Origin of the sequence: Stappia sp., assembly GCF_048261845.1 — a bacterium.
Classification (GTDB): Bacteria; Pseudomonadota; Alphaproteobacteria; order Rhizobiales; family Stappiaceae; genus Stappia.
The window spans coordinates 1-9,497 of the sequence record NZ_JBLXFR010000094.1 but is presented as its reverse complement, the minus strand read 5'-3'; the positions used below and the strand labels follow the sequence as shown (position 1 = coordinate 9,497).

Below are 9,497 nucleotides of genomic sequence, written 5' to 3'. Positions count from 1 at the left end.
CGAAAAACTTCGTGATCGCAGCCGTCAGCGTCGTCTTGCCATGGTCGACGTGGCCGATCGTGCCAATGTTAACGTGCGGCTTCGTCCGCTCAAACTTTGCTTTCGCCATCGGCGTCGCTCTCTTAGCTTGCGGTTAAGTCCATCAAATCCGAATGAGACCCGACCGCCTCAGGACGGTGGATGCTGCGGCTTGGCAAGCTGTTGCCATGAAACCAGACCGGGATCGAACGCAACTCGACAAGGTGGAGCGGGTGAAGGGAATCGAACCCTCGTCATCAGCTTGGAAGGCTGCTGCTCTACCATTGAGCTACACCCGCCGCAGGCCGCAGGGAGGGATGGTGGAGGAGGTTGGATTCGAACCAACGTAGGCAAAGCCAACGGATTTACAGTCCGTCCCCTTTAACCACTCGGGCACTCCTCCGTTTCACCGCCCTATCGCCGAAGCGTCCTGGATGGCTTCACGAAAACGCCCCGCAAAACAATTGCAGGGCCGCTGCCGTGGCGCGTGTTATGTAGAACAGGCATGGGGGTGTCAACACCCATTTGCCCGCTGTGGACACAAAAACACCGCCCCGCCACGACGCGGTTTCCCCTTGCCGGGCGACCGCCTCCGGGATAAGCGCTCGTTTCATGACAGGACCGAAGAACCCAACCGGCGGCCCGCCCGCCAAAGACGGCGGCAGCCCGCGCAACCCGCGCGAAAAATCGCGCTTCGCACGCAAGGGGCCTCCGGGCCGTGGCGGCGGCCAGGGCGCCGGACGGCCGGGTGCCGCGCATGACGGCGACGGGCGCCGCCCCTGGGCGAAGCCGCGCGGCCGCCCCGGTCAGGACCGCGGCGAGGATGACGGCCCGGTGCTTCTTTACGGGCTGCACACGGTCGAGGCCGCCTTCCGCAATCCCGACCGACGCCGTCACCGGCTGCTTGCCACCGAAAACGCCCAGCGCCGGCTCGGCGAGCGCGGCATCTCATTCGACGTGCCCGTCGAGACGGTCGCCCCGCGCCAGCTCGACCATCTCGTCGGCCGCGACGCGGTGCACCAGGGCGCCGTGCTGGAGGCAGATCCCCTGCCCGCCTTCGGTGCCCGCGATCTTGCCCGGGCCCGGTTGGTCCTGGCTCTCGACCAGATCACCGATCCGCACAATGTCGGCGCGATCCTGCGCTCCGCCGTCGCCCTTGCCGCCGATGCGGTGGTGACGACGGAACGGCACGCCCCGGAGGAAGGGCCGGTTCTGGCCAAGTCGGCCTCCGGCGCCCTCGACATGGTCCGCCATGTGCGGGTGAAGAACATGGCCCGCTTCGTCACCGAGATGCGCGAGGCGGGCTTCCGCGCCGTCGCGCTCGACAGCGAGGGCCCCGCGCGGCTGGAGGAAACCGGGCTCGGCGACAAGGTTCTGCTGGTGCTCGGATCGGAAGGAAAGGGCGTGCGCCAGGGCGTCCGGGAGGCCTGCGACGTGCTTGCCCGGCTCGACATGCCCGGCGCCATCGCCTCGCTCAATGTCTCCAACGCCGCCGTGCTGTCGCTCTATATTGTGCGCGAGGCACTGGAGCGCGGCCGCAAGGGGTCCTGACGCGCCGTTGTTTCAGGCGTGGATTTCGCCGAAAAAAGGGCGTGAAAGCGGGTGCGCGGACATGCAAACCGTGCTAAATGCCGCCGCAACGCCGGTATAGCTCAGCTGGTAGAGCACCTGATTTGTAATCAGGGGGTCACGGGTTCGAATCCTGTTGCCGGCACCATCTTTCCCCGATGTTTCCCAGTCCGAAAACGGCACGGTCCGCATCGCGGGTCGAACGGTTTCGCCTGCCGGCACTCCGGCCGGGCCGGCAGCGCGCAAGACGCGGCAGCAGCAAGAGGACAGAACATGACCCTGATCAGCTTTCCGGATCCCGCCTTCGTCGCCCGCCAGACGGCGAAGATGCTGCTCGAGGTCAAGGCGGTCCATTTCCGCGCCGACGAGCCCTACAAGCTCACCTCCGGCCTGGCGAGCCCGGTCTATATCGACTGCCGCAAGCTGATCTCCTATCCCCGCCTGCGCGCCACCTTGATGGACTTCGCCACCGCCAAGATCCTGCGCGACATCGGCTTCGAATCGCTCGACGCGGTTGCCGGCGGCGAAACGGCCGGCATCCCCTTCTCCGCCTGGATCGCCGAGCGTCTCGCCCTGCCCATGCAGTATGTGCGCAAGAAGCCGAAGGGCTTCGGTCGCGACGCCCAGATCGAGGGCGTGCTCAACGAGGGCGACCGGGTGCTGCTGGTCGAGGACCTGACCACCGACGGCGGCAGCAAGGTCCGCTTCGCCGAGGCGCTGCGCAAGGCCGGTGCCCAGGTCGACCATGCGATCGTCCTGTTCTTCTACGACATCTTCCCCGAGACCCACGACGCGATGGCCCGCAACGGCCTGACGCTGCATTATCTCGCCACCTGGCGCGACGTGCTCGCGGCCGCGCGCGAGGGCGGTCATTTCCCGCCCGAGACGCTTGCCTCGGTCGAAGCGTTCCTCGATGCCCCGCTGGCCTGGTCGGCCGCCCATGGCGGCATTTCGGAATTCGCCGTCTGACCTTCAGGAACCGCGAGAGCTGTCCCGTCCGGCCAGCGGATGGGGCACCGGCTCCTTCACGGTGAAGGCATGGCGCCGCGCTATCTCCAGATAGGACCGGTAGACATAGCCGCCATTGCCGGCGACGAAGGCCTCCCTGTGCCGTTCATACACGCCCGGCAGCCGGTACCAGGGCAGGCGCGGGAAACGGTGATGCACCGCGTGCAGGGAATTGAACAGGAACAGGAAGGCCAGCGGCCCGCGATCCTCGATCAGCACGGTGCGATGGCCGACCTCCTCCTCCGCCCGGTGCTCCAGAAAGGTGCGCACGCATAAGAGCGCATAGGCACCGTAACAGGCGGCAAGGTATCCGCCGAAGGAAAAGCCCGGCACCTGCCGCAACAGGCCGACCAGGATGCCGGCGCCGGCAAGATGCCAGCCCCAGGCGCGCAGCACGTCCCGCCGGCCGCAAAGCGCCAGCCGGGCCTCCGCCGCCAGAAACCCCGTGAGCCCGATCAGCGGCCCCAGCACGACCCGCCCGGCGAGCGTGTTGTTGGCCTCAAGCAGGCCGCGCCGCAGCCGGCCGGCCGAGGCCCAGTCGCGCGGATGCAGGTACCAGCTCTCCGGGTCCTCGTAAGGGTCGGTCAGGCGCGGATCGTCGTGATGGGCGATGTGCAGTGCCCGGAACCGCCAGTAGGGAATGAAAAGGCCGAGCGGCAGCGCCACCAGCAGCGCGTTCAATCGCGGATTTCGGAACGGATGCCCGTGCAGCAATTCGTGCTGCAGCGACGAATGGAGCGTGATCACCGGCACCAGCGCCAGCCAGGCGAGTGGCCCGGCGACGGGCGACACGACCACAAGCAACGCAAAGAGCGCGTGCGCCCCGACCAGAAGCCCGATCGTCGGCCATTCGATGCCGGTCGCAAGACCCGGCACGGCGATGGGAGGAATCAATACCGGGTCCGCCAGACCTGCCTCCGGCTGCGCGGCAAGGGACGGGCGGGCGGTATCGAGCTTCACGATTCGCAACTCCTTGTGGATGACCCCCAAGTCATCCCCGGTGCTGCGGCCCGGGACAATGTGTCGATATCCAAATCAAAATGTGATTTAGTGACGAAAATGTACAATTGATGTGAATTCACAATACTGGATCATAAGCACAACAGGCAGGATTCGCCTGTGACATGGGCAGGGACAGGGACAGGCTTCGCATGGCACGGGCGGACAAACGGGAACTGGCCGAACTCTTCCGCGAGCGGCTCGCGATCCTGATCGCGCGGCGCGGCGAACCGCCGGGCCGCTTTGCCGAGCGTGTGGGGATCGACCGTTCGGCGCTCAGCCATTTTCTCGACCCCGCCTCGACCCGCATGCCCCGCGCCGAGGCGCTGGCCGACATCGCCCGCGCGGAGGGCGTGACCACCGACTGGCTGCTCGGCCTGACGCAGACCACGGCGGATGCCGCCGGCATCGCCCCGGCAATCCAGATCGAGCAGACAGACAACGGGCGCGGCGACACCCTGCTGGCAAGCTGGCATCAGGAGGCGATCGGCTACAAGATCCGCTATGTCCCCTCCACCATTCCCGACCTGCTGCGCACCGAGGCGGTGCTCGCCTACGAGTTCGGCGCGCCGGAAACCGCCAAGGCCGCTGCCAAGGCCGACCAGGGCCGCCGGTTGCTTGCCTATACAAGGCGCCCGGAGACCGACATGGAGGTCTGCATGCCCCTGCAGACGCTGGAGGAGATCGCCGCCGGGTCCGGCATCTGGAGCGCGCTCAGCCCCGGCGACCGGCAGGACCAGCTCGATCATATGGCCCGCCTGGTCGAGGAGCTCTACCCGACCTTCCGGCTGTTTCTCTTCGACGCGCGCAACCGCTACTCCGCCGCCTACACCGTGTTCGGACCGCAGCGGGCGGCGCTCTTCCTCGGTTCGCTCTATCTCGTGGTCAACTCGGTCGAGCACATCCGCGCCCTGACGCGGCATTTCGACATGCTGATCCGCGCCGCGAGTATTGGTCCCGACCGCGCCGCCGACCACATCCGCCAGCTTGCCGGCGCCCGTCAGGTCACGCGTTCGTGAAGACGAAGCGCTTGAGCGGCAAGGCGAAAAATGCCGAGATTCCGACCGCGCGGCCCAGTGTCGCCGCGACCGAGGGAGAACCGAACATGCTCAAGTCCTGCGCCCGTGCCGTCGCAGTCGCGCTGCCATTGCTGGCAGCGTCGTCGATTGCCTCCGCCGACCCGATCGAAATCCGCCAGAACATGATGAAATCCGTCGGCGCCGCCACCGGCACGCTCGGCAAGATGGTCAAGGGCGAGATCCCGTATGACGCCGCCCTCGCCGGGCTCGCCATGCGCATCCTGTTCACGACGCCCGCCGGCTTCGTGACCCAGTTCCCCGAAGGCTCCGATTCCGCCACGAGCGAGGCCGGCCCGAAAATCTGGGAAGACCGTGCCGGCTTCGAAAAGGTCGCCATGGACATGCAGAACGCCGCGCTCGCCGCGATCCCGGCGGCCAGCGAAAACCTCGACGCGCTGAAGGGCGCCTTCGGCTCGGTGGCGCAGAACTGCCGTGCCTGCCACGAGACCTACCGCGTCAAGAAAAACTGATCTAACAAGGGCACAATGACAACGTCCCGGGGGAGCCATTCCCCGGGCGCGCCTGCGTTGCGGCAATCGCCGCCGCAGGCCCTTTTCCTGCAGGGAGACCGCCGCATGACCCGTCGCACCTTTCGCCGTCTGGTCGGCGTCGTCCTGCTGCTGATTGCCGGCGGGCTCTACCTGACCCGGCCGGAGCGGGTCGATCCTGCGACCATTCCCGACCATGCGCCGGACCTTGCCAATGGCGAGCGCATGTTCTGGGCCGGCGGTTGCGCCTCCTGCCACGCGGCGCCGGGCGCCAGCGGCGAGGCCAAGCTGGTGCTCGCCGGCGGGCTGGAACTCGACACCCCCTTCGGCCTGTTCCGGGTTCCCAACATCTCGCCCTCGGCGGAGCACGGCATCGGCGGCTGGTCGACCGGCGACTTCCTCAACGCGATGACCAAGGGCACGTCGCCGGAAGGCCTGCACTACTACCCCGCCTTTCCCTACGGCTCCTATCGCAACATGACCTTCACCGACCTGATCGACATGAAGGCCTATCTCGACACGCTGCCCGTGTCGGACAACCAGGTCGCCGACCACGCCCTCGACTTCCCCTTCTCCTGGCGCAGCGCACTCGGCGGATGGAAGCTTCTCTTCCTCGACACGACCCCGGTCCCCGCGCCGCCGGGTGCCGGCGACCTGGCCGAGCGGGGGGCCTATCTGGTGGCAGGCCCCGGTCACTGCGCCGAATGCCATACCCCGCGCAATCTCCTTGGCGGGCTCGACACGGCGCGCTGGCTCGCCGGCGGGCCGAACCCGGACGGCGAGGGACGGATCCCCGACATAACCCCCGCCCCGCACGGGATCGGCTCCTGGTCGGCGACCGATATCGCCTATTATCTGGAAAGCGGCTTCACCCCTGATTTCGACAGCGTCGGCGGGAGCATGACGGCCGTGCAGGAAAGCTGGGCGAAACTTCCCGTCGCCGATCGCGAAGCGGTGGCCGCCTATCTGAAAACGATCCCGCCCTCGCCCGCGGCGGCACCTGCGGACTGAGAGCAAGATCAGGCGGTGCCGGTATCCGGTCCGCGGCTGCCAGCCCGTATCCAGTCGAGAAAGGACGGGCTGCCGCCCTCCACCGGCAGCACCAGGATCGCCGGCTCGTCGTAAGGATGCAGCGCGCGGATCGCCTCCACCACCTCGTCCTGTCTGGCAGCCGTCGTCTTGGCGAGGAAAACAACCTCCTCGCCGTCCTCCACCGCCCCCTCCCAGCAATACACCGAGATCATGCCCGGCCACATGTTGACGCAGGCGGCGAGCCCGTCCCGCACCAGCGGACCGGCTGCGGCGCGCGCCGCCGCCATGTCCGGAAAAGTCGCGTAGATCAACCGGATATCCATGTCGCCCTGCTGCAAAAGACGGGTCCCAAATCGCCCCGGCCCGTGCTACGTCAGAAACATGGACCGGCCACCGCACACTATCGAGAAACTGGCCTTCGTCTCAAGCGAGACCGAGGAAGCGGAAGACGCGCGCCGCGAGCTCGAGGCCCGCTACGGCGCCCACGACCCCAAGAAGGCGGACGTGATCGTCGCCCTTGGCGGCGACGGCCTGATGCTGCAGACGCTGCACCGCTTCATGAACACCGGAAAGCCGATCTACGGCCTCAACCGCGGTTCGGTCGGCTTCCTGATGAACGAATACGGCGCCGACGACCTGATCGAGCGCATCGGGTCGGCGGTCGTCAGCCGCATCCACCCGCTGGTGATGGAAGCCACGGACGCGCTCGGCCATGTCCATTCGGCGCTGGCGATCAACGAGGTCTCCCTGCTGCGGCAGACCCACCAGGCCGCCAAGCTGCGCCTGTCCGTCGACGAACGCATCCGCATGGAGGAGCTGGTCTGCGACGGCGTTCTCGTCGCCACCCCGGCCGGCAGCACCGCCTACAACCTCTCCGCCCATGGTCCGATCCTGCCGATCGACGCGCAACTTCTGGCCCTCACGCCGATCAGCGCCTTCCGGCCGCGGCGCTGGCGCGGCGCGTTGCTGCCCAACTATGTCGAGGTGCGCATCACCGTCCTCGATCCCGCCAAGCGGCCGGTCAGTGCTGCGGCCGACTACACCGAGATCCGCAACGTCATCGAGGTCCGGGTCCGGGAGGAAAAGAACTCCTCAAGTCTCGCGCTTTTCGACGCGGATCATAATTGGGACGAACGCATCCTCTCCGAGATGTTCCGCTACTGACCCCTACGGAAGAACACTGATAATCGCATATATTCGAGCTTTATTTATTATTTCGAACTACCCTGTTCACGTCGGCGGTTGTCCTGGTTTGACGTGCGCGCATTTCTTTCCGGCAGCGCCGACATCTGGCAAAAAGGCGTACCGGTTATGGATACCCCAAACCTGCAACTTTCAGGGCTGCGTGTGCTCATCGTCGAAGACAATCTTCACATGCGCAGCATCCTGCGGGCCATGGTTGCGGGGTTCGGCTTCGCCCAGGTCTACGAGGCCGACGACGGGGCCGATGCGCTTGAATGCATCGCCAGCCACGATCCGGATCTGGTAATCGTCGACTGGCTGATGCCGATCATCAACGGCGCGGAACTCACAAAGCGCATCCGCACCTCAAGCGAGCCGGGCTGCTTTGTTCCGATCATCGCCGTGACGGCTCACTCGGAAAAGCGACGGATCATCGAGGCCCGCGACAAGGGCATCACCGAGATCATGTGCAAGCCGGTATCCCCCAAGGGCCTCTATCTGCGCGTCGTGAACTGCATCCTGCATCCGCGCGACTTCATCCGGACCAAGACGTTTTTCGGCCCCGACCGCAGGCGTTTCCAGAACCCGGCCTTCAACGGCGAGGAACGGCGCGGCATCAAAGTCGACGACGGATATGCTCTGGACGATCAGAACGATCTCCCGCAAAGTCACGCGGATGACACACCACGGGAATCGGTGGCGTGAAGACGCCGTATTTCAGTGATCGACTAAGCTTGCTGCCAGCGCGGCATGCAAACCGCAAGACCGGAACGCCCGGCCGGGAAAAGAAGTGACATGACAAGCGACCCGACAAAGCAGAACGACGGCTACGAACTGGTGAAGCCGCCGCGCGACCTGCGCTCGAAGGTGCGCGTGATGAGCGACCGCGAGGCCGCGCGCTTCGATCCGGTCAAGTCTGCGGAGGCCGCCTTGCAGCGTCTCTCCCACGATTTCGACGACTGGATGGCGGCGGAGGCGACGGCCCTTGTCGATGCCTGGACCGACATCCAGGCCAACGGAATGAGCGAGGATCGTTGCGCGTCCCTGTTCCGGGCCTCCCATGACATCAAGGGACAGGCCAGCACGTTCGGCTATCCGCTGGTCGGCGCCGTCGCCGGAAATCTCTGCCACCTGATCGAGCATGTGCCGCCCTCGGACCTGCCCGGGCCCTTGGTCGCCCAGCATGTCGATGCCGTTCGCGCCATGGTCGCCGAAACCTCGCGCCAGGAGGACAATGCCACGGCGCGCGCCCTGGTCGAGCGCCTCGCGGATGTGACCGAGGACTTCATCAGGCGCGCCACCACCCACGCGCAGGACTGATTCCCCGCCTGTTGCTCGCTCGCCTGTTGTTCGCTCGCCTGTGGTTCTTCGGCCCGTTCCCCTGCCGGGTGCCTAAGCGGCCGCCAGTGTCCGGTCCATATAGGCGCGAGCCGCATCGCGTGCGATTTCCGCCGAAAACCGGCGCAGCATGGCGACCAGGTCGTCGGCCTCGACCCCGTCCTGTTCCTGATACCGGTCCAGCACCTCGCCGATCAGCAGCCGGGCGACGGCCGGATTGCCGGGCACGGCAAGAACCGGCGTGACCTCACGGGCCAGATCGCGCCAGACCCCTATCGCCACCTGGAAGAGACCATGCGTGCGCGGCGGAAGCCCGGCGCGCGACAGCAGCGCGCGTAGCGGCAGGCCGCGCGCGGAGCCGAGCACCGACTCGACCCGCGACACGCCAAGGCCCGACAGGCGCGCCAGCGCGGCGGTGAACAGGGTGATGTTTCCGGTGCACACGGCCCGCAGCAGCAGGGCTGGCGTCAACTGTCCCGACTGGACGAGATGCTCCACCAGCGCCGGCGTCTCGTGGGGCGCGGCGGTGCTCGCCAGCGTCACCGTTGCGCGCTCGCGCGCGTCCGCGACGACGGCACGGGCACGCTCGTCCTTGAGCCCCCGGCGCACGAGCGGATGATCGCTGAGCAGATCGCCAACCTGCTTCAGCAGCATCTGACGGATCTCGATAGGGGTTTCGCCGCGCGCCATCAGCGCCTCGCGCAACCTGGCGTCCGTGCCATGGCGCTCGACCAGCCGGACCATGCTGAAGCGCGGGATTTCCGCCTCGCGATTGTCGGCCAGT

Annotated in this window: 12 protein-coding genes and 3 tRNA genes; 9 read left to right on the top strand and 6 right to left on the bottom strand. The window is 66.7% G+C overall.

What is annotated here, in order from left to right:
* From ACN0T5_RS20470 to ACN0T5_RS20460, 3 genes are all read right to left on the bottom strand, one after another.
* Positions 1 to 109, bottom strand: a 109-nt coding sequence (locus ACN0T5_RS20470) for a GTP-binding protein (protein ID WP_417770455.1), incomplete at its 3' end; no start/stop codon positions are given.
* 134 nt (positions 110 to 243) lie between these two features.
* Positions 244 to 317: transfer RNA gene (locus ACN0T5_RS20465), tRNA-Gly, on the bottom strand.
* A gap of 19 nt (positions 318 to 336) precedes the next feature.
* Positions 337 to 421, bottom strand: a tRNA-Tyr gene (locus ACN0T5_RS20460).
* 209 nt (positions 422 to 630) lie between these two features.
* On the opposite strand from ACN0T5_RS20460, the gene ACN0T5_RS20455 reads away from it, so the two are divergent.
* The 3 genes from ACN0T5_RS20455 (at position 631) to ACN0T5_RS20445 (ending at position 2,556) form a co-directional block, all read left to right on the top strand.
* The gene (locus ACN0T5_RS20455; RefSeq protein WP_417770454.1) at positions 631 to 1,569 is read left to right on the top strand and encodes a TrmH family RNA methyltransferase; all 939 of its coding nucleotides are present in this window, start codon (positions 631 to 633) and stop codon (positions 1,567 to 1,569) included.
* A gap of 90 nt (positions 1,570 to 1,659) precedes the next feature.
* Positions 1,660 to 1,735, top strand: a tRNA-Thr gene (locus ACN0T5_RS20450).
* A gap of 125 nt (positions 1,736 to 1,860) precedes the next feature.
* The gene (locus ACN0T5_RS20445; RefSeq protein ID WP_417770453.1) at positions 1,861 to 2,556 is read left to right on the top strand and encodes an orotate phosphoribosyltransferase; all 696 of its coding nucleotides are present in this window, start codon (positions 1,861 to 1,863) and stop codon (positions 2,554 to 2,556) included.
* 3 nt (positions 2,557 to 2,559) lie between these two features.
* Here ACN0T5_RS20445 and ACN0T5_RS20440 read toward each other — a convergent pair whose 3' ends face one another.
* The gene (locus ACN0T5_RS20440; protein WP_417770452.1) at positions 2,560 to 3,555 is read right to left on the bottom strand and encodes a fatty acid desaturase; all 996 of its coding nucleotides are present in this window, start codon (positions 3,553 to 3,555) and stop codon (positions 2,560 to 2,562) included.
* Positions 3,556 to 3,746: 191 nt separating this feature from the next.
* Between ACN0T5_RS20440 and ACN0T5_RS20435 the strand changes: the two genes are divergently transcribed.
* From ACN0T5_RS20435 to ACN0T5_RS20425, 3 genes are all read left to right on the top strand, one after another.
* Positions 3,747 to 4,613 carry a helix-turn-helix domain-containing protein gene (locus tag ACN0T5_RS20435; RefSeq protein ID WP_417770451.1) on the top strand — a complete coding sequence of 289 codons (867 nt, stop codon included), beginning with the start codon at positions 3,747 to 3,749 and terminating at the stop codon, positions 4,611 to 4,613.
* 86 nt (positions 4,614 to 4,699) lie between these two features.
* Positions 4,700 to 5,143 carry a c-type cytochrome gene (locus ACN0T5_RS20430; RefSeq protein ID WP_417770450.1) on the top strand — a complete coding sequence of 148 codons (444 nt, stop codon included), beginning with the start codon at positions 4,700 to 4,702 and terminating at the stop codon, positions 5,141 to 5,143.
* Between the two features lie 105 nt (positions 5,144 to 5,248).
* Complete coding sequence (locus tag ACN0T5_RS20425; protein WP_417770449.1) at positions 5,249 to 6,172, top strand: c-type cytochrome; 924 nt, start codon at positions 5,249 to 5,251, stop codon at positions 6,170 to 6,172.
* An 8-nt stretch (positions 6,173 to 6,180) separates the two neighbouring features.
* On the opposite strand, the gene cutA is transcribed toward ACN0T5_RS20425, so the two are convergent.
* Positions 6,181 to 6,516 (bottom strand): divalent-cation tolerance protein CutA, encoded by a 336-nt coding sequence (cutA, locus tag ACN0T5_RS20420; RefSeq protein ID WP_417770448.1) that lies wholly within the window; start codon positions 6,514 to 6,516, stop codon positions 6,181 to 6,183.
* Positions 6,517 to 6,574: 58 nt separating this feature from the next.
* Here cutA and ACN0T5_RS20415 point away from each other — a divergent pair, with 58 nt between their 5' ends.
* From ACN0T5_RS20415 to ACN0T5_RS20405, 3 genes are all read left to right on the top strand, one after another.
* The gene (locus ACN0T5_RS20415; RefSeq protein ID WP_417770447.1) at positions 6,575 to 7,357 is read left to right on the top strand and encodes an NAD kinase; all 783 of its coding nucleotides are present in this window, start codon (positions 6,575 to 6,577) and stop codon (positions 7,355 to 7,357) included.
* Positions 7,358 to 7,504: 147 nt separating this feature from the next.
* Complete coding sequence (locus tag ACN0T5_RS20410) at positions 7,505 to 8,080, top strand: response regulator (RefSeq protein WP_417770446.1); 576 nt, start codon at positions 7,505 to 7,507, stop codon at positions 8,078 to 8,080.
* A gap of 90 nt (positions 8,081 to 8,170) precedes the next feature.
* Positions 8,171 to 8,695 (top strand): Hpt domain-containing protein, encoded by a 525-nt coding sequence (locus ACN0T5_RS20405; protein WP_417770445.1) that lies wholly within the window; start codon positions 8,171 to 8,173, stop codon positions 8,693 to 8,695.
* Positions 8,696 to 8,767: 72 nt separating this feature from the next.
* Here ACN0T5_RS20405 and ACN0T5_RS20400 read toward each other — a convergent pair.
* A partial coding sequence (locus ACN0T5_RS20400; RefSeq protein ID WP_417770444.1) for a DUF2336 domain-containing protein occupies positions 8,768 to 9,497 on the bottom strand: 730 nt, incomplete at its 5' end.

Coding starts and splice junctions, on each gene's coding strand:
- ACN0T5_RS20455 (WP_417770454.1), top strand. CDS start 631: ATGACAGGACCGAAGAACCCAACCGGCGGCCCGCCCGCCAAAGACGGC.
- ACN0T5_RS20445 (WP_417770453.1), top strand. CDS start 1,861: ATGACCCTGATCAGCTTTCCGGATCCCGCCTTCGTCGCCCGCCAGACG.
- ACN0T5_RS20435 (WP_417770451.1), top strand. CDS start 3,747: ATGGCACGGGCGGACAAACGGGAACTGGCCGAACTCTTCCGCGAGCGG.
- ACN0T5_RS20430 (WP_417770450.1), top strand. CDS start 4,700: ATGCTCAAGTCCTGCGCCCGTGCCGTCGCAGTCGCGCTGCCATTGCTG.
- ACN0T5_RS20425 (WP_417770449.1), top strand. CDS start 5,249: ATGACCCGTCGCACCTTTCGCCGTCTGGTCGGCGTCGTCCTGCTGCTG.
- cutA (WP_417770448.1), bottom strand. CDS start 6,516: ATGGATATCCGGTTGATCTACGCGACTTTTCCGGACATGGCGGCGGCG.
- ACN0T5_RS20415 (WP_417770447.1), top strand. CDS start 6,575: ATGGACCGGCCACCGCACACTATCGAGAAACTGGCCTTCGTCTCAAGC.
- ACN0T5_RS20410 (WP_417770446.1), top strand. CDS start 7,505: ATGGATACCCCAAACCTGCAACTTTCAGGGCTGCGTGTGCTCATCGTC.
- ACN0T5_RS20405 (WP_417770445.1), top strand. CDS start 8,171: ATGACAAGCGACCCGACAAAGCAGAACGACGGCTACGAACTGGTGAAG.